The organism is Lentisalinibacter sediminis (assembly GCF_040706615.1).
GTDB classification, from domain to species: Bacteria; Pseudomonadota; Gammaproteobacteria; order Steroidobacterales; family Woeseiaceae; genus Lentisalinibacter; species Lentisalinibacter sediminis.
This window is the reverse complement of record NZ_JAPDRF010000003.1, coordinates 746,381-764,091: the sequence shown is the minus strand read 5'-3', so window position 1 is coordinate 764,091 and position 17,711 is coordinate 746,381. Positions and strand designations below refer to the sequence as shown.

Annotated in this window: 17 protein-coding genes; 14 read left to right on the top strand and 3 right to left on the bottom strand. The window is 69.7% G+C overall.

The window, feature by feature from the left end; all coding sequences use genetic code 11:
* The first annotated feature begins 58 nt into the window (after nucleotides 1-58).
* Nucleotides 59-745 (top strand): hypothetical protein, encoded by a 687-nt coding sequence (locus ACJMKX_RS08465; RefSeq protein WP_405223665.1) that lies wholly within the window; start codon nucleotides 59-61, stop codon nucleotides 743-745.
* Nucleotides 746-754: 9 nt separating this feature from the next.
* On the opposite strand, the gene ACJMKX_RS08460 is transcribed toward ACJMKX_RS08465, so the two are convergent.
* On the bottom strand, nucleotides 755-2,842 hold the full coding sequence (locus ACJMKX_RS08460) for a S9 family peptidase (RefSeq protein WP_405223663.1): 2,088 nt from the start codon (nucleotides 2,840-2,842) through the stop codon (nucleotides 755-757).
* A gap of 4 nt (nucleotides 2,843-2,846) precedes the next feature.
* Nucleotides 2,847-3,335 (bottom strand): phosphoribosyl-AMP cyclohydrolase, encoded by a 489-nt coding sequence (hisI, locus tag ACJMKX_RS08455; RefSeq protein WP_405223661.1) that lies wholly within the window; start codon nucleotides 3,333-3,335, stop codon nucleotides 2,847-2,849.
* A 140-nt stretch (nucleotides 3,336-3,475) separates the two neighbouring features.
* On the opposite strand from hisI, the gene cysS reads away from it, so the two are divergent.
* The 4 genes from cysS to ACJMKX_RS08435 are packed head-to-tail and all read left to right on the top strand — an operon-like array spanning nucleotide 3,476 to nucleotide 6,623.
* Nucleotides 3,476-4,855, top strand: coding sequence for a cysteine--tRNA ligase (cysS, locus tag ACJMKX_RS08450; protein WP_405223660.1), 1,380 nt, complete (start codon nucleotides 3,476-3,478; stop codon nucleotides 4,853-4,855).
* A 6-nt stretch (nucleotides 4,856-4,861) separates the two neighbouring features.
* A complete protein-coding gene (locus ACJMKX_RS08445; protein ID WP_405223658.1) occupies nucleotides 4,862-5,290 on the top strand; it encodes a SufE family protein in 429 nt (142 codons plus the stop codon).
* Nucleotides 5,290-5,553, top strand: a complete 264-nt coding sequence (gene yidD / locus ACJMKX_RS08440) for a membrane protein insertion efficiency factor YidD (RefSeq protein WP_405223656.1) — start codon at nucleotides 5,290-5,292, stop codon at nucleotides 5,551-5,553. Before ACJMKX_RS08445 ends, yidD begins: the two co-directional genes overlap by 1 nt.
* Nucleotides 5,550-6,623, top strand: coding sequence for a hypothetical protein (locus ACJMKX_RS08435; protein WP_405223654.1), 1,074 nt, complete (start codon nucleotides 5,550-5,552; stop codon nucleotides 6,621-6,623). The genes yidD and ACJMKX_RS08435 overlap by 4 nt, the downstream gene beginning before the upstream one ends.
* Nucleotides 6,624-6,653: 30 nt before the next feature.
* Here ACJMKX_RS08435 and ACJMKX_RS08430 read toward each other — a convergent pair whose 3' ends face one another.
* A complete protein-coding gene (locus ACJMKX_RS08430) occupies nucleotides 6,654-7,073 on the bottom strand; it encodes a MerC domain-containing protein (RefSeq protein WP_405223652.1) in 420 nt (139 codons plus the stop codon).
* A gap of 160 nt (nucleotides 7,074-7,233) precedes the next feature.
* Here ACJMKX_RS08430 and ACJMKX_RS08425 point away from each other — a divergent pair, with 160 nt between their 5' ends.
* From ACJMKX_RS08425 to tldD, 9 genes are all read left to right on the top strand, one after another.
* Nucleotides 7,234-7,494, top strand: a complete 261-nt coding sequence (locus ACJMKX_RS08425) for a Trm112 family protein (RefSeq protein ID WP_405223650.1) — start codon at nucleotides 7,234-7,236, stop codon at nucleotides 7,492-7,494.
* A 73-nt stretch (nucleotides 7,495-7,567) separates the two neighbouring features.
* The gene (gene holA, locus ACJMKX_RS08420) at nucleotides 7,568-8,593 is read left to right on the top strand and encodes a DNA polymerase III subunit delta (protein WP_405223648.1); all 1,026 of its coding nucleotides are present in this window, start codon (nucleotides 7,568-7,570) and stop codon (nucleotides 8,591-8,593) included.
* A 34-nt stretch (nucleotides 8,594-8,627) separates the two neighbouring features.
* Nucleotides 8,628-9,296 carry a nicotinate-nucleotide adenylyltransferase gene (gene nadD / locus ACJMKX_RS08415; protein ID WP_405223646.1) on the top strand — a complete coding sequence of 223 codons (669 nt, stop codon included), beginning with the start codon at nucleotides 8,628-8,630 and terminating at the stop codon, nucleotides 9,294-9,296.
* Between the two features lie 40 nt (nucleotides 9,297-9,336).
* A complete protein-coding gene (gene rsfS / locus ACJMKX_RS08410) occupies nucleotides 9,337-9,693 on the top strand; it encodes a ribosome silencing factor (RefSeq protein ID WP_405223644.1) in 357 nt (118 codons plus the stop codon).
* Nucleotides 9,694-9,702: 9 nt separating this feature from the next.
* A complete protein-coding gene (rlmH, locus tag ACJMKX_RS08405) occupies nucleotides 9,703-10,173 on the top strand; it encodes a 23S rRNA (pseudouridine(1915)-N(3))-methyltransferase RlmH (protein ID WP_405223642.1) in 471 nt (156 codons plus the stop codon).
* Nucleotides 10,173-10,802, top strand: coding sequence for a Maf family protein (locus tag ACJMKX_RS08400; protein WP_405223812.1), 630 nt, complete (start codon nucleotides 10,173-10,175; stop codon nucleotides 10,800-10,802). The genes rlmH and ACJMKX_RS08400 overlap by 1 nt, the downstream gene beginning before the upstream one ends.
* Entirely contained in the window at nucleotides 10,795-12,291 is a 1,497-nt protein-coding gene (gene rng, locus ACJMKX_RS08395) for a ribonuclease G (RefSeq protein WP_405223640.1), read from the top strand. The genes ACJMKX_RS08400 and rng overlap by 8 nt, the downstream gene beginning before the upstream one ends.
* A gap of 10 nt (nucleotides 12,292-12,301) precedes the next feature.
* Nucleotides 12,302-16,147: a YhdP family protein gene (locus ACJMKX_RS08390; protein WP_405223638.1), complete on the top strand. Its 3,846-nt coding sequence runs from the start codon at nucleotides 12,302-12,304 to the stop codon at nucleotides 16,145-16,147.
* A 72-nt stretch (nucleotides 16,148-16,219) separates the two neighbouring features.
* Entirely contained in the window at nucleotides 16,220-17,665 is a 1,446-nt protein-coding gene (gene tldD / locus ACJMKX_RS08385; RefSeq protein ID WP_405223636.1) for a metalloprotease TldD, read from the top strand.
* Nucleotides 17,666-17,711 lie beyond the last annotated feature (46 nt).

The window sequence follows — 17,711 nt, the reverse complement described above, 5'->3', positions numbered from 1 at the left end:
TGGCTGCGAGTAGGCGGGTCTCCTATAGTGGTCGGCCCGTCACGGCAGGGCCTGCACCATGACCGTATTCCTGCGCTACGCGGCCTACGCCCTCGCCACGGGCGGGCTGGTGGGCCTGCTCGTCCTTCTGGAGGTCCAGTTCCCCGGCACGCTGGGCCTGCAGGTGTTCCGTGGCCCTGCCGATGCGCTCGGCACCAGCGAGTACTCCCTGGTGGAGTCCCTGCAGCTCGTGCTGATCGTGGTCAGCGGGCTCGTCTTCGGCGCCGTCGCCTGGTGGCACCGGGGTCAGCGGCCGGTCGCGATCGGCTTCGCTGCCCTGACACTGGCCTGTCTGGTGCGCGAGCTCGACTACTTTCTGGATCTCTGGTTCGCCGACAACCTCTGGCAGGTGCTGCTGGCCATCGTGGTCGCCCTTGGCGGCGCCTACCTGCTGCGCCACCGTCGCCGCTACGCCGTCGGCTGGGCGCGGCTGTGGCCATCGCCGGCGGCGACGCTGCTGTTCGCCGGTGCGGTCGTGCTGTTCCTGTTCTCCAACCTGATCGGTCACGAGGCCTTCTGGCGCGTGCTGCAGGGCGAGGACTACCGGCGCATCGCCAAGCTGGCGATGGAGGAGATGACGGAACTGGCCGGCTATGCCCTGTGCTTCAGCGGGGCCATCGAGTATTACCTGGAGGCGCGCCATCTGGAGGGTGCCGGCCCGTCGGGTCCCGGCGATCGCCTCGCGCGGCTGCTGGGCCGGCCCTGAACGGCCCTCTCAGCGGCCGAGATAGCGCTCGAGCCAGCCCAGCACCTGCCGGTGCCACTGCACGCTGTTCGCCGGCTTCAGCACCCAGTGGTTCTCGTCCGGATACCACAGCAGGCGGCTCTCGACGCCCTGGCGCTGCAGCGCCGTGAAGGTGGCCAGCGCCTGGGTGCCGGGTACCCGGTAATCGAGGGCGCCGTGAACCACGAGCATGGGCGTGCGCCAGTTCGTCACGTAGTGCACCGGGTTGTGGTTCTCGTAGGCGGTCGGGCCGGCGTAATACGGGCCGCCGAACTCATGCTCGGGGAACCAGAGTTCCTCGGTGGCGAAATACATCATGCGCAGGTCGAACAGACCGTCGTGATTGACCAGGCAGCGGAACCGCTCCGGCCAGTTGCCCGCGATCCAGTTGATCATGTAGCCGCCGTAGGAGGCGCCCAGTGCACATGCCCGCTCGCCGTCCAGCCAGGGATGGGCGGTCAGTGCGGCCGCCAGGCCGCGCTTCAGGTCGGTGAGGGGCTTGCCGCCCCAGTCGCCGTTGATGGAGTCGGTGAATGCCTGGCCGTAGCCGGTCGAGCCGTGGAAATCGATGAACACGGCCCCGTAGCCCGCCGCGGCGTAGATCTGCGGGTTCCAGCGGTAGTGGAACTGGTCCGCGAAGCTGCCCCGGGGGCCGCCATGGATCAGGAAGGCGATCGGATACTCTGCGTCGGGCTCCCGGTCGACGGGTTCCATCACGTAGCCGTACACCGTCTCCTCGTTCCAGCCCGGGAAGCTGAACTGCTCGAACTCCGCCATGCGGATGCCGGCGAGGCGCTCGTCGTTGACTGCAGTGATCCTCTCCAGCCCCAGGGTCTGCAGGTCGAGCCGGTGCAGGTCGGCCGGTGCGCGCAGGGAATGCTTCACGAACACCACGGCTTCCGGCCCGACACTGATGCTGCCCGCCGTGCCGGCCGCGGTGAGCGGCAGCACGCTGCCGCTCTCGATGTCGATGCGGAACAGGAGCCGCCGGCCCCGGTCCTGGGCTACCGCATAGATTTCCCGTCCGTCCGTCGAGAAGGCGAGCTCGCTCGGCGAGCGGTCCCACTCCGGCGCCACCTCGCGGGTGCGTCCGGAGTCCGTGTCACGGAGCATGATGCGCCGGCGGTCCGACTCGTAGCCCGCCGTCGCCATCGACAGCCAGGCCAGGCGTTCGCCGTCCGGCGAGAACACGGGATGGCCGTCCCGGCCCGGGTTCTCCTCGGTCAGGTTCTGCAGCCGGCCGCCGCCGGCGGCGACAGCGTAGAGATCAGAGTCCGTGGACCAGGCTTCCTGCCGGTCCTCGGGTTTCGCTGTGAAGACGAGGCCCCGGCCGTCGGGGGAGAAGGCATAGTCGGCGACGCCGCCGAACGGCCGCGAAGGGATCTCCGCCAGCAGTCCGGCCGAGACCAGCCGCGGCGGCGTGTTGCCGGCCAGGCCGTCCTCGCCGAGAGCCGTCGTGAACAGGCGCGAGATCGTACCGTCCTCCCAGCGGTCCCAGTGGCGGACCATGAGCCGGTCGTAGACCCGGCCGGTCTCCGGGCTCCCGGCGCGCGCGGCCAGTTGCTCGGCCGTGCACGCGAGGTCGGCCTCGCAGTCCGGCAGCACGGCGGCGGTGAAGGCGAGGGCCGCGCCATCGGGGGAGATGCGGAAGGTCGATACCGGCACGCCGTAGTCGGTGACCTGAGCCGGTTCACCGAAGTCGAGCGGCATCATCCACACCTGGCGGGAGCCGCTGCGGGCGGACAGGAAGTACAGCCGCTGGCCGTCCGGGCTCCACTGCGGCGAGGTGTCGTTCTCCGGGTGATTGGTGAGCCGGCGCGGCACGGCGTCGCCCCGTAGCGGCAGGAGCCAGATATCCGTGCGACCCCGATCGGCCTCCCGATCTGTCTCCCGCAGCGTATAGGCCGCGGCGCTGCGATCCGGCGCCACCGCCGGTTCCGACAGCCGCTTCAGTTCGACCAGGTCGTCGGCAGTGAGGCCCTGAGCATCGGCCGTCCCGGCGAGCCCGACGGTCAGCAGGGCGGCGACGGCGGCGAGGCCGACGCGGCGAGTACGACGGCTTTCGGCGGAGAACGCCACGGCCTCAGAGCACGGTCGGGTTCGGCGCGTTGCCGTAGACCGCTTCCGGGTCGAACACCTTCTCCGTCTCGGTGAATTCGAGCTCCATCCGGCCGTCGGCGGCGTCCGGCCCCAGCGGGACCTTGCGGTAGAAGCAGGAGCGGTAGCCGACGTGGCAGCTGGCGCCGCTGCCGGCGACGTCGACGCGCAGCCAGACGCAATCCTGATCGTCGTCGATCAGCATCTCGCGCACGTGCTGCACGAGGCCGCTGGTGGCGCCCTTGTGCCACATCACCTGACGGCTGCGGCTGAAGTAGTGGGCCTCGGCGGTCTCGATGGTGCGCGCCAGGGCTTCGGCGTTCATGTAGCCCTGCATCAGCAACTCGCCGGTCCGGTAATCGGTCGTTACCACCGGGATCAGCCCCTGCTCGTCGAAGCGGGGCGCGAGTTCATTGCCTTCCTCCACCTGCTCGACGCTGCGGCGCGTCTCGAACCTGACAGTCGGCTCGGCCATGTCTGCTCCTGGGCGATGGGTTGGAAACCCGCCATTATAGGCGATCGACAGCCGGTCCAGTATTGCTATCATGGTCCGCCGACCCGGAATTTTCCGTTGTTTTCTTTCGACAAGGTTTCCCTCGACAATCTCGCAGCGCCATGACGATCCAACTCCACGACACCATGCGAGGGGAGAAAGTCCCCTTCGAGCCCCGGGATCCGGAGCGCGTGACCATGTACGTCTGCGGGCCCACGGTCTACAACTTCGCGCACATCGGTAACGCCCGCCCGGCGGTCGTGTTCGACGTGCTGGCGCGCCTGCTGCGCCGCCGCTACCGCCTGATCTACGCCCGCAACATCACCGACGTGGACGACAAGATCAACCAGGCCGCGAAGGATACGGGTCAGCCGATCTCCGCCATCACGGAGCGCTTCGCGGACGCCTATCACGAGGACATGGCGGCGCTCGGCGTGCTGCCGCCGGACGTCGAGCCCCGGGCCACCGCACACATTGCGCAGATGATCGCGATGATCCAGTCGCTGATCGACGCGGGCTATGCCTACGAGGCGGAGGGACATGTGCTCTTCGACGTGGAGGCGTACGAGGAATACGGGGTGCTGTCGCGGCGCAACCTCCGGGAGATGATCGCCGGTGCGCGGGTGGAGGTGGCGCCGTACAAGAGGGCGGCGGCGGATTTCGTGCTCTGGAAGCCGTCCGGCGAGGACCTGCCCGGCTGGGACAGCCCGTGGGGCCGGGGCCGGCCGGGCTGGCACCTGGAGTGCTCGGCGATGTCCGAGACCCATCTCGGCGAGACCATCGACATCCACGGCGGCGGCCAGGACCTGATGTTCCCCCATCACGAGAACGAGATCGCGCAGAGCACCTGCGCCCACGGTGGCCGGCAGTTCGCGCGCTACTGGGTGCACAACGGTTTCCTGAACGTCGAGCACGAAAAGATGTCCAAGTCCCTCGGCAACGTGCTGCTGGTGCGCGACCTGCTGGAGCGCTGGCCGGGCGAAGCGGTTCGGGTGGCGCTGCTGTCGGCGCATTACCGCCAGCCGCTGGACTGGACCGAGGAACTGATCACCGAATGCCGCCGCAAGCTCGACCGCCTGTATGGCGCTCTGCGTGTGGCGGCGCCGACGGCGGAAGAGGTGGCGGCCGCGGAACCGGCGGCGGATTTCCTGGAGGCACTCGAGGACGACCTGAACACGCCGCGGGCCATGGCGGCCCTGTTCGACATGGCCCGGCGGGTGAACAAGGCGGAAGACGAAACAGAGCGCCGCCGCCTCGGCGCCACGCTGGCTGCGAGCGGAGACGTGATGGGCCTGCTGCAGGACGACCCGGAGTCCTGGTTCGGCGCCGGCGGCGACGAGCTGCCCGATGCCGAGGCGATCGAGGCGCTGCTCGAACAGCGCCAGGCGGCCCGCAAGGCCCGGGACTTCGCCGAGGCGGACCGCATCCGTGACGAGCTGGAGGCGCGTGGCATCGTGATCGAGGACGGACCGGACGGCACGCGCTGGCGTGTGGCGAGCTGAGGGCTTATGAACGAGATCGAACAGGCCGAGCAGGAACTCATCGAGGAATTCGCCTTCTTCGACAACTGGATGGACCGCTACCAGTACCTGATCGAGCTGGGCCGGCGGCTGCCGGAGTTCCCCGCCGACGAGATGACGGAGGAGAACAAGCTGCAGGGCTGCCAGTCCCAGGTCTGGCTGGTGTCGGCGGCGGATGACGGTCGCATGCACTACCGGGCCACCAGCGACGCGGCGATCGTCAAGGGGCTCATCGCGGTGGTGCTGCGGGTCTACGACGATCGCCCGCCCGAGGACGTCGTGGCGGCGGAGCCCTCCTTCATCGCGGCGCTGGGTTTCGACGAGCACCTGAGCCCCACCCGCAGCAACGGGTTGATGGCCATGCTGAAGTCCATCCGCGCGCGGGCGGCGGCGGAGTGCGCCGGCACCGCCGTCTGATGGGTTCCCGGCTCCTGCGCGGCCTGCTACTCGGCCTGATCCGCGGCTACCAGCTCCTGGTCTCCCCGTTTCTGGGTGCGAACTGCCGCTACCACCCGACCTGTTCCGAATACGCCCGGGAGGCCATCGCCCGGCACGGCGCACTGAAGGGCGGGGCGCTGGCACTGCGCCGCATCGGCCGCTGCCATCCCTGGGGCGGCAGCGGCTACGACCCGGTGCCCGAGCCCGAGGACGCCGCCGGCGAACCCCAGCCGCGCCGATGACGGCGCGGGAGTTCCTCCGCGAACTCGTCTACCCCGTCATCCACGGCGCCCTTGCCGTCGCCATCGTCTGCTTCGCGGCGCTGGCGCTGCTGGCGGTCAAGGCGGGCCTGTTCGGCCTCTGGCTGGCGGTGCTGCTGAGCTTCGGCGGCGCCAAATACCTGCTGGCCGTGCTGCGCGCCCGGGCACTGGGGGAGGAGCCGACGGTGGCGGAGGTCGACCTGTTCAATCCGGCCGCTCGGCTGTGGATGCTCGGCGCCTGGGCGGCGATGTCGATCGCGGGTTTCGCGGCGTTCGTGCTGGATGGCGCCGGCTACGGCGCGGCCGCGAACGTCCTGCTCTATGCGACCGCCTTCCTGTTCCCCGCGGCCGCGTTGCGGCTCGCCGTGACCCAGTCGCCGCTCGAGATGCTGCGTCCGCTCGCCCTGGCCGATACGATTCGGAAGACGGGTGCCGCTTATGGCTGGATATTTGCCGCGGCTGCCGTCGCTGCGCTGGTGAACGGCCTCGCCGCCGGGTTGCCGGTGGCGGTGCGGTTCCTCGCGGCCGCCTACGAAGTGGTGCTCCTGTTCAGCCTGAGCGGCGCGGTGTTCTACTCGCGCAGGGATGCGCTCGGCCTCCCGGTGCGGTGCGCGCCGGAGATCGCTGCCGCCCGGCGCCGGCAGGCTGCGGAGCGTGAGCGTCGGGCCGTGCTGGACCACGCCTACGCCCACGTCAGCCGCGGCAACGGCCCGGCCGGCGTCGCGTACGTCCGCCAGTGGCTGGAGCGCAACGACGACGACGTGGAGGCCTGGCGCTGGTTCTTCGAGGCGTTCGGCGAGTGGGAATCGCCCCGCGCCCGGATCAACTTCGGTCGCGACTACATCACCCGTCTGGGCCGGGCGGGCGCCTGGGAGGAGGCTCTGGCGGTATTGGGCCGGTGCCTTGCTCTCGACGCCGGCTTCCGACCCGGTGACGACGACCTGAAGCCGCTGCTGGCCGCCGCAGAGCGCCACGGCCGGGCCGGACTGGCGGCCGCGCTCCGGGGCAAGCGATATTCCGGGTCGGCGACGGGCCCCCGGCCGAGTGCCTAGCTGATGCTGGCCACTCGCCTGGAGACTCGCCTAGCTACTCGCGCCGCGGTGCCGCGGCGCGGGCCGGCCGCACCACACGGCGTTCATTACGTGGGCCAGTCCGAGGACGACGGCGCCGGTCATGGTCAGTGCGGTGTCCGCCGCCGGTCCATAGACGTGGTGCCCCAGCGTGGCGCCCAGCACGAGCAGGGTGAGCCCGGCGCCGCCCAGCCAAAGCACCGCGTTACGGCGGTGCTCGCGGTAGCCTCTGGGCAGCGCGATGGCGCTCAGGGGTATGACCAGCGCCAGCATGGCCACGTGGGTCCAGCCGCCGTCGAACCCGAGCCCGACCACGGCCGGCGCCGCCACCGTCACCAGCGACAGGGCGAGGCAATGCAACAGGCAGAGACCGGACAGCGCGACCGCCACGCGATCGAGGCGCTGCTGATGTCGTGAGGGGGTGTTTTCCACGGGAACCTGGGGTTACGCTAGCGAGATGGACCGGCGCCTGCCGGAACTGAAAGATATAACATTACGTTTCTGGCGGCAATGGCGGGACGCAAACCCGGGCCACATGGGTGGCAAGACCCCAGGCAAAATCATCGACGCAAACCTGACGGAAGAACGTCCCGTGAAGCGAAAACTGCTGGAAATCCTCTGCTGCCCGGTCACCCACAAGTCTCTGCATCCGGCGACGCCGGACGTGCTCGAGCGGCTAAATGCGGCCGTCTCGGAGGGGCGTCTGCTGCGCCACGACGGCAGTCCGGTGGAGCGGCGTCTCGAGGAAGCGCTGGTGACCGAGGACGACCGGATCGCCTATCCCGTCGACGACGGCATACCGGTGCTGCTGGAAGACGAAGCCATTGCACTCGCCCAGCTGTCCACGCCCTGACCGGGTCGCCGAGGTTCCCTGCCCGCGCGCCGCCCATGTATGATCGGCGCAGTCCCGAGCCCGAAATTCCAGAGTGAAAATCAGCGCCGACCAGCTCAAGGCCCACCTGAAAGAACGCATCCTGCCGCTTTACTTCGTGACCGGCGACGAGCCGCTGCTCGTGGCCGAGGCACTGGACGCGATCCGGGTCCGGGCCCGGGAGCAGGGCTATGTGGAGCGTGAGGTCCTGACGGCCGAGCGCGGTTTCGACTGGAACCGGGTGCTGGCCGGCGGCGCGAGCCTGTCGCTGTTCGCCGAGAAGCGGATCCTGGAGCTGCGTCTGCCTACCGGCAAGCCGGGGGATGCGGGGTCGCGGACACTGGTGGAACTCACCGCCACCCTGCCGCCGGACACCCTGGTGCTGGTGTCCGCGCCGAAGCTGGAACGCGCGCAGCTGTCTTCGAAGTGGGTCAAGGCCCTGGAGGGGGCGGGTGCGCTGGTGCAGGTCTGGCCCGTGGATGCCCGCGCGCTGCCCGGCTGGATCGCCGCGCGGATGCGCGAACTTGGCCTGGAGCCCACGCGTGATGCCGTGCGGCTGCTGGCGGACCGGGTCGAGGGCAATCTGCTTGCGGCCGCCCAGGAACTCGAGAAACTGCGCCTTGTGCACGGCGAGGGGCCCGTGGACGCGGACCAGGTCGAGGCCGCCGTCGCGGACAGCGCCCGCTTCAATATCTTCAAGCTCAGCGATGCGGCCGTCGCCGGTCACGCGGATCGGGCGCTGCGCATCCTGGGCTCGCTGCGCGCGGAGGGTGTCGAGCCGGTGCTGGTGTTGTGGGCACTCACCCGGGAGCTGCGCACCGCTGCGTTGGTCCGCGACGATCTCGAAGCGGGTGTCGCGCTGGCCCGCAGCCTCAAGCAGCGGGGCGTCTGGTCCAGTCGGGAAGATCTGCTGCGCGCCTGCGTGGGCCGGCACAGCCCGGCGAGCCTGCATGCGCTGATGCGCCGGGCGGCTCTCGCCGACCAGGTGGTCAAGGGCCGCGCCCCGGGACAGCCCTGGCAGGAACTCGTGGCGCTCACGACAGGCATGGCGCGGGGGCCGCGGGTCCGGCGGGCTGCGTGAGGAGTCGGGCCACAGACGGGGAGGGCATGCGCCGATGAATCCGATGGGCGTATTCGGCGGGACCTTCGACCCCATCCACTACGGTCACCTGCGGACGGCCTTCGAGTTGCTGCAGGAACTCCGTCTGTCGGAGCTCCGGTTCATGCCCTGCGGCACGCCGCCGCATCGCGGCACGCCCATCGCGGATGCCGCCCTGCGCGTGCGCATGGTGGAACTGGCGACGCAAGCGCAGCACGGCTTCGTCGTGGACGACCGGGAACTGCAGCGCGAGGGGCCGTCCTATTCCGTCGATACCCTGGCGGCCCTGCGCGCGGAGTATCCTACCCGCTCGCTGTGTCTGATCGTCGGCATGGACGCTTTCCTGAGTCTGCCGCGCTGGTACCACTGGCGCGAGATACTGCAGCTAGCCCACATCATCGTGGCCCACCGGCCCGGCTGGCGCGCGCCCGACATGGGCCCACTCGGCGAGCTCCTGGTGGACCGCGGCACGGGGCGTATCGGCGATCTGCACGAGTCACGGGCGGGTAGCATCTATATCCATGCCGTGACCCAGCTCGAGATCTCCTCCTCGGACATCCGGGCGCTGGTCAGAGCCGGGCGCGATCCGCGTTTCCTGATGCCGGACGCGGTGCGGGATCTCATCGACGAGAGCGGCTGCTACCGGGCGGCGTCCGGGGACGAGGACGAGGACGGCGGAGAATGAGCGGAGACGGTACGCATGACGAAGGACTACGGGAGACTGCATGAACAGTGAAGAGCTGCGCGATCTGGTCGTGGAGGCGCTGGAGGATCTGAAGGCGCGAAACGTCAAGGTGCTCGACGTGCGCCATCTCACGACCATCACCGATTACATGATCATCGCCAGCGGCACTTCGGACCGCCACGTCAGATCCGTCGCCGACCGGGTCATCGAGCGCGCCGGCGCGGCGGGGGTGAAACCCTACGGCGTCGAGGGCGAGGAGAAGGGAGACTGGATCCTGGTCGACCTGCAGGATGCGCTGGTCCACGTCATGCAGCCCGAGACCCGGGTCTTCTACAATCTCGAGAAGCTCTGGGACATCAGTGAGCCCCGGAACAGCGCGGCGTCGACAGAGCGCTGAGCGACTCCCGTGCGCGTGAGAGTCGTGGCCATCGGCGGCCGGCCCCGTTCCTGGGTCGCGGAGGCCTGGGAGCAGTACGCCAAGCGCCTGCCGCCCCAGTGGCGCACGGAGCTCGTGGAAGTGGCGGGTGCCCGGCGCTCGGCGCGGCAGCCCGACGCCGAGGTGAAGGCTGCCGAGGCGGACCGTGTACGCGGGGTGCTGCGTCCGGACGAGCAGGTCGTCGCCCTCGACGAGCGCGGCCGCGAACTCGACAGCGAGGGATTCGCCGCCCGGATGTCCGGGTGGCTCGCCGAGGGCCGGGATATCGCTTTCGTGATCGGCGGCGCCGACGGGCTGGACGCGGCCTTCCTCGCCGCGGCGGATTTCCGCTGGTCGCTCTCGCCGCTGACCCTGCCCCACGAGATGGTGCGCGCGGTGCTGGCGGAGCAGCTGTACCGTGCCTCCACCATTATCGCCGGCCACCCCTATCACCGGCCATGATGAGCGGCACGGGATCCCACAGCGGAGCGGTGGTGCTGGCATCGGCATCGCCCCGGCGCCGGGAGCTTCTGGCCGCGTATGGCCTGGAACCGGTGGTGCGGCCCGTGGGCGTCGACGAGACCGCCCGCCCCGGGGAGCCGCCGCGCGACTACGTGGAGCGGCTCGCGATTGCCAAGGCGGAGGCTGCGGCCGCGGACGCCCGGACAGCCGTCGTGATCGGCGCCGATACTGCGGTAGTCCTCGACGACGAGATCTACGGCAAGCCTGCCTCGGCGGCGGACTTCCGGCGTATGATGGGCGCGCTGGGCGGGCGCTCCCATGAGGTCTACACGGGCGTCGCGGTCGTGCGGGGAGGGCGGACCGCGGTCCGCACGGCGGTGAGCCGGGTCCGGCTCAGGAAACTCGACGAGAGAGAGATGCGGCAGTACTGGGCCAGCGGCGAGCCCCGGGACAAGGCCGGCGGTTATGCCATCCAGGGCCTCGGTGCGCTGTTCGTGACCGGACTCGAGGGCAGCTATTCCGGCGTGGTGGGACTGCCGCTGTATGAGACCGGGGAGCTGCTGGCCGCCGCGGGCGTCGACCTGCTGGCCCTGGCGGTGCCCGACGGGGAGCGAGAGAGCCATGGGTGAAGAAATCCTGATCAACGTCACGCCGCGGGAAGTCCGTGCTGCCGTGCTCGAGAACGGCGTGCTGCAGGAAATCTTCATCGAGCGGGCCGCCCGGCGGGGCCTCATCAGCAATATCTATCGCGGCAAGGTCTCGCGGGTGCTGCCGGGGATGCAGGCCGCGTTCATCGACATCGGCCTCGAGCGCACCGCGTTCCTGCACGCCTCCGATATCGTCGCCCCCACGCCGGTGGAGGAGGTCCCCGCCGGCGGCGCCGGTGCCGGCAACGGCGAGCGTCCCCGCCAGGCGAATATCCGCGAGCTGGTCAGTGAGGGCGCCGAGATCGTGGTGCAGGTGCTGAAGGATCCCATCGGCACCAAGGGCGCGCGACTGTCCACCTTCGTCACGCTGCCGTCCCGTTTCCTCGTGCTGATGCCCCACGGCAGCGGCATCGGCATCTCCTCGCGCATCGAGGACGAGGCCGAACGTGCCCGGCTGAAGAGCCTGATGGAGGCGATCATGCCGGAGGCGCCGGAGCACGGCTACATCGTCCGTACGGCCGCCGAGGGAGCCGGTGTCGAGGCTTTGCGGGCCGACATGATCTTCCTGCAGCGCATGTGGGAAGTCATTCAGGAGCAGTCGAGGGCGCAGCATGGCATCGGGCTGATCCACGAGGACCTGCCGCTGCCCGTGCGCATCCTGCGCGATCTCGTCAGCGCCGACATCGAACGCATCCGCGTGGACGATGCCCGCACCTTCGAGAAGATGAAGGGCTTCACCCGGCGTTTCCTGCCGGATCTGGAGCCCATCGTCGAACTCTACGACGGGCGCCGGCCCGTCTTCGACCTGTACGGCGTGGAGGAGGAGATCAGGAAGGCCCTGGACCGTACGGTACCGCTGAAGTCCGGGGGCTACGTCATCATCGATCAGACGGAGGCGATGACCACGGTCGACGTGAACACCGGTGGTTACGTGGGCAGCCGCAACCTGGAAGAGACGATCTACCGTACCAATCTCGAAGCCGCGGTGACGATCGCGCGCCAGCTCAAGCTGCGCAACCTGGGCGGCATCATCATCATCGACTTCATCGACATGGAGGAGGCCGAGCACCGCGACCGGGTCATGCAGGTGCTGGAGCGCTCGCTGGCCGCCGACCATGCCCGCCACCATATCACCCAGGTCTCGCCGTTGGGGCTGGTCGAGATGACACGCAAGCGCACGCGGGAGAGCCTGGAACATATCCTGTGCGAGGCTTGTCCAATCTGCGAGGGCCGAGGCCAGGTACGCACGGCGCAGACGGTCTGCTACGAGATCTTCCGCGAGATCCTGCGCCAGCACCGGCAGTTCAGCTTCGAGGGCCTGATGGTCCTCGCCCACCAGGACGTCATCGAATTGCTGCTGGACGAGGAATCGGCCGGCCTGGCGGAGCTGGAGGAGCTGACCGGGAAGCCCATCCGGCTGCAGACCGAATCGCTTTATGCGCAGGACCATTTCGACGTGGTGCTGCTCTGACCGGACGGAGATGAATCGCTACGCCGCAAGCGCACTGAAGTTCTTCGCCTACACCGTCGCCGCGCTGGTGATCCTGCTGGCGGTGGGAGTGGGGCTGCTGCGGTTGATGCTGCCGGAGCTGCCCGAGTACCGGGAAGAGATCCGTGCACGGGCCAGCGCCGCCATCGGCCTCGACGTGGAGTTCGAGCGCATCGACGCCCGCTGGCGGCTGAACGGGCCGGAGCTGATATTCACCGACGTCACGCTGATCGATCCCGGCAGCGGCGATGCGGTGCTGGATGCCGACGAGGTGAGCGTGGGCGCGGCCATCCTGCGCGTTCTCCGGGAACGCCGCATCAGCGTCGGCCGGCTCGCGGTGACCGGCACGAGCGTGACCGTGGAGCGGCTCGGCGACGGCCGTTTCGCCGTCCAGGGCCGGGCGGCCGAGACGTCCGAGGACGTCTCCGGCAGCGACCTGCCCCGGGACATACGCATCGTGCTCGAGGACGTCAACTTCACCTATAGCGATCCCCGCGCCCGGGGCGGCCCTCTCCAGGCCCGGCTGACCAGCCTCGAGTGGAACCGATCCGGCGAAGACCAGGAGCTGGAGGCCCGGCTCGAGCCCGGCAGCGAACTCGGCAGTGCGCTGCGCATCCTTGCTACACGCCGCGGAGCCCGGCAGGACGATGCACCGGTGTGGGACGTGAACGTCGAAGCCAGCGAGCTGGATCTGGGCCGGCTGGCCTCCATCCTGCCCGAGGAGTGGCCGGCGCCGGCGGCCGGTATCGCCGACGTCGAGATCTGGTCCCGGTTCCGGGCCGGACTGCTGCGCAGGGCGGGGGCCACGCTGGAGGCGCGCGGGCTGGCGCCCGCGGGCGCCGGAGACGCGCCGCCATCCGCGCCCTACGATCTTGGCGCGCGGCTGGAGTGGGCACTGAACGATGGCGGCTGGCTGGCGGCGGTTAACGATCTCAGGATCGAGCGTGGCGACACTCTCCGGCCGGACAGCTTCGTCCAGGTCTCGGCGGAGACCGACGCCGACTCGCGCCTCACAGCCCTCGAGATCGAGTCCGGGTTCCTCTCGATGGATGACCTCCGGCCCTTTGCGGCCTGGCTGCCCGCCCCCCTGGCGCAGCCCTACGCCGATTACGATCCCAGCGGCGATCTCGTGTCGCTGCGCCTGCACGTCGACGGGCTGCCCGAAGGGGCACCGCTGACCTATTCGCTGGAGGCCGAGCTGCGCGATGCCGGCGTCGCACCGCACGGCTCGATCCCCGGCGTCCGCGGCATCTCGGGCACCGTGCGGGCCGACGAGCGCAACGGCCGGCTGGTGCTCGACAGCCGGACACTGGTGCTGGACGCACCGAAGGTCCTGGCGGCGCCGGTCGATTTCACCCGGGCGGATGCCACCGTGGTCTGGCGCGGCACCGGCAGCGGCCTCACCGTGCTGTGCGACCGGTTCATCCTGGAGGACGAGTGGCTCGCCACCGAGGGCAGCTTCGAGCTGGAACTGCCCGGCGGCCCGAACGCGTCATCGCCGCGGCTGGATTTCACCGGCGAATGGCGGCTCACGGATCTCTCGCGCACGCCTCGCTATCTTCCCGTCCGTGTGATGCCGCGCCTCGCGGTGGAATGGGTCGAAAAAGCCCTGGTCGCCGGCCGGGCGGAGCGGGGCACGGTCCGGTTCGACGGGGCGCTCGCCGACTTTCCGTTCGAGGACGGCGAGGGCGTATTCCGGGCCCGGACCAGCATCCGCGATGCGGTCATGCGATTCGCGCTGAAGTGGCCGGATATCGAGCAGCTCGACGGCGAAGTGATACTGGATGGCATGCGCCTCTCGAGCACGGAGAATTCCGCGGTCACCATGGGCGCTGCCATCGAGGATGTCTACGCGGCGATCGAGGATCTTCGCAAGGGCGTGCTGGAGGTGCGCGGTTCGGCGGCCGGCACGCTGGCGAATGTTGTCGACTACGCCGAGGCGTCGCCCCTGTCCGGGCTGTTCGGCGGCCGCCTCGCCGACGTGACGGCCGCGGGACCGGCGAGCGTGGATCTCGACCTCAGCATACCGGTGACCCGCATCGAGGACTACGCGGTGGAGGCGGCCGTCAGCACGACGGACGGGCGGCTCTCCCTTGCGGGGTTCCCGCATCCCCTCACGGCGATTGCCGGCACGGCCCGAATCACGCGTTCCGGCGTCGAGGGACAGGATATCGAGGCCGCCTTCCTCGGCAGTCCGGTGCAGATCGAGCTGACTTCTGCCGGGGATGCCGGCAGCGACGTCGCGGCGATCGCGCTGGCCGAGAGCCGCATCGGCGCGGAAGCGCTGGTGCAGGAGGCGGGCCTCCCGCTGGCCGGCGATATCGCGGGTGAGACCGACTACCAGGCGACGGTGCGTTTTCCGAAAGCAGGACTGGAGAACGGGCCGCCGGTCACGATCCGGGTCGAGTCCCGCCTGGAAGGGATGAGCCTGAGCCTGCCCGAGCCCGTGGCCAAGACGGCTGCCGAGTCCTGGCCGTTCAGTTTCGAGATCGCGTTTCCCGAGCCGGACCTGCTGGGGATCACCGGGTTCTATGGCCAGACGGCCAAGTGGACCGCGGAGGTAGGCCGGGAAGCCGAGGGCTGGCGCCTCAGTCGCGGCAACATCCACCTGGGCCCGGGACTGCCGTCGCTGCCGACGGGGTCCGGCCTCTACCTCACGGGCAGCCTGGAGCGGCTGCGGCTCGGCGACTGGCTGGACCGTGCCACGGCGGGAGAAGCCGCCCCGGGCGGCCTGATCCGCGCCGCGGACCTGACCGTCGGCGATCTCTATGCGTTCGGGCAGCGCGCGAGGAGCATCGGACTGGAGATGGAGCGCAACCCCAGCGACTGGCTGGTGCAGGTCGACGGACCCACGGCGGCAGGCTCGATCATCGTGCCGGCCGATCTCGCCGACGGGCGGCCGCTGGTACTGGACATGCAGCGCCTGCACCTGCTCGAGGCCGACCCGGAAGCCGGCGATCCGGGCAGCCCGGCCCAGTATCCGCCGCTGGACCTGCGCATCGCGGACTTCCGGCTGGGCGAGCGGGAGTTCGGCACGGTGGCGGCCACTTTCCGCAAGACCGAGACCGGCATCGAGAGCGACGATCTCACCGCGAACGCGGCCACCTTCGAATTCACCGGCGGCGCCGGCTGGCGGGTGGACCTCACGGACCCGGCGGGTCAGCGCGCCGGTCTTTCCGGGCGCCTCGAGAGCAGCGACGTGAAAGAGACGCTGAGCCAGCTCGGCTATTTCCCGGGCATCGACGCCGAGGAGGCTGCCGTCAGCCTGGACCTGTCGATCTCGGGTCCGCCCCGCAGCGAGTTCCTGGAGGAGCTGGATGGCGACGTCTCCATCCGTATCGTGAACGGCCAGCTGGACGAGGTGGAGCCCGGCGCGGGCCGGGTCTTCGGCCTGCTGTCGGTGGCTGCGCTGCCGCGCCGTCTGTCCCTCGACTTCCGCGACGTGTTCAACAAGGGCCTCGGCTTCGACAAGATCGAGGGCACGTTCCGTATCGTCAACGGCGATGCCTATACCTGCGACCTGACCCTGGAAGGCTCGGTGGCCGATATCGGAGTGGTGGGGCGCGCCGGGCTGGCCCAGCGTGACTACAACCAGACGGCGCTGGTCAGTGCCGATGTCGGCAGCAGCCTGCCCGCGGTCGGCGCGGTCGTCGGCGGCCCGCCGGCCGCAGCGGCGCTGCTGCTGTTCTCCCAGATCTTCAAGAAGCCCCTGCAGGAGCTCGGCCAGGCCTATTACCAGGTGAGCGGCGACTTCGACGACCCGACCATCGAGCGCACGGATGCGCGCCGTTTCGGGGCTACGAGCGAGCTGGCCGGCTGCCTGAATCAGGGCGAGTGAGCGAGGCCCGTCTGATAGGATAGACAGCCACCTGAAAGGACGGGCCCCTGTGCCCGAACGGAGATTTTCGCTGTGACGGAAACGAACGCGCTGGAGACGGCGCAGAAGGAACTGCTAGATCCCGCCGGCCTCGACGAGGGCCACCTGAGCCGGACGCTCGGCGCCATCATGCGGCGTTCCATCGACGCGGCCGATCTGTATTTCCAGAGCTCCCGTTTCGAGGGCTGGAGCCTCGAGGACGGCATTGTCCGCGAAGGCAGCTACAGCCAGGAGCAGGGCGTGGGCGTGCGCGCGATCTACGGCGACAAGACCGGTTTCGCCTATTCCGACGAACTCGTGCTGCCGGCGCTGGAGCAGGCTGCCGATGCCGCCCGTGCCATCGCCGCGGGCGGCGGCGACTCGCAAGTGCAGGCCTGGAGCCGCAGCCAGCCGCCGGCGCTCTATCCCGCGGCCGATCCGGTCTCGAGCCTCGGCGACGAGGAGAAGACCGAACTCCTTCGCCGCGTCGACCGCGAGACCCGTGCGCTCGACAGCCGGGTGAAGGAGGTCGTCGTCAGCCTGGTGGCCTCCCACGATCTGGTGATGATCGTCGGCAGCGACGGCACGATGGGGGCGGATTCCCGTCCGCTGGTCCGCTGCAACGTCCACGTCATCGTGGAGCAGAACGGCCGCCGGGAGCAGGGCTACAGCGGCGGCGGCGGGCGCACCGATCTGAATTTCTTCCTCGAGGGCGACCGGGTCATGGATTACGCCCGGGAGGCGGTCCGTCAGGCCCTGGTCCAGCTCGAGGCGGTGCCGGCGCCGGCCGGCAGCATGCCGGTGGTGCTGGGGCCGGGCTGGCCTGGCGTGCTCCTGCACGAGGCCATCGGCCACGGCCTGGAGGGCGACTTCAACCGCAAGGGCACGTCCGCCTTCTCCGGGCGCATCGGCGAGCAGGTCGCCTCCGAGCTCTGCACCATCGTCGACGACGGCACGCTGCCGGGGCGCCGCGGTTCGCTCACCATCGACGACGAGGGCACGCCCTCGTCCTGCACGGTGCTGATCGAGAACGGCCGACTGAAGGGATACATGCAGGACAAGATGAACGCGCGCCTCATGGGTGTCGCGCCGACCGGCAACGGCCGCCGCGAGTCCTTCGCCCATCTGCCCATGCCGCGCATGACCAATACCTACATGCTCGCGGGGCCGCACGATCCGGGCGAGATCATCGAGTCCGTGGAGTACGGGCTGTACGCACCCAGTTTCGGTGGCGGTCAGGTCGATATCACGTCGGGCAAATTCGTGTTCTCCGCCAGCGAGGCCTACCTGATCGAGAAGGGCCGCATCGGGGCGCCGGTCAAGGGCGCCACCCTGATCGGCAACGGCCCGGACGTGCTGACCCGGGTGTCCATGGTGGGCAACGACCTCAGGCTGGACACGGGCGTCGGGGTCTGCGGCAAGGAGGGGCAGTCGGTGCCCGTCGGGGTCGGCCAGCCTACCCTGAAGGTGGACCGCATCACGGTGGGCGGCACGAGCTGAGGCCGCTGCCGCCGGCAGGCGGCCGGCTTGGTACCCCGCTCTGTGA

Coding starts and splice junctions, on each gene's coding strand:
- rsfS (WP_405223644.1), top strand. CDS start 9,337: ATGAACAGTGAAGAGCTGCGCGATCTGGTCGTGGAGGCGCTGGAGGAT.
- ACJMKX_RS08390 (WP_405223638.1), top strand. CDS start 12,302: ATGAATCGCTACGCCGCAAGCGCACTGAAGTTCTTCGCCTACACCGTC.
- ACJMKX_RS08465 (WP_405223665.1), top strand. CDS start 59: ATGACCGTATTCCTGCGCTACGCGGCCTACGCCCTCGCCACGGGCGGG.
- cysS (WP_405223660.1), top strand. CDS start 3,476: ATGACGATCCAACTCCACGACACCATGCGAGGGGAGAAAGTCCCCTTC.
- rng (WP_405223640.1), top strand. CDS start 10,795: ATGGGTGAAGAAATCCTGATCAACGTCACGCCGCGGGAAGTCCGTGCT.
- ACJMKX_RS08435 (WP_405223654.1), top strand. CDS start 5,550: ATGACGGCGCGGGAGTTCCTCCGCGAACTCGTCTACCCCGTCATCCAC.
- ACJMKX_RS08400 (WP_405223812.1), top strand. CDS start 10,173: ATGAGCGGCACGGGATCCCACAGCGGAGCGGTGGTGCTGGCATCGGCA.
- nadD (WP_405223646.1), top strand. CDS start 8,628: ATGAATCCGATGGGCGTATTCGGCGGGACCTTCGACCCCATCCACTAC.
- hisI (WP_405223661.1), bottom strand. CDS start 3,335: ATGGCCGAGCCGACTGTCAGGTTCGAGACGCGCCGCAGCGTCGAGCAG.
- yidD (WP_405223656.1), top strand. CDS start 5,290: ATGGGTTCCCGGCTCCTGCGCGGCCTGCTACTCGGCCTGATCCGCGGC.
- ACJMKX_RS08445 (WP_405223658.1), top strand. CDS start 4,862: ATGAACGAGATCGAACAGGCCGAGCAGGAACTCATCGAGGAATTCGCC.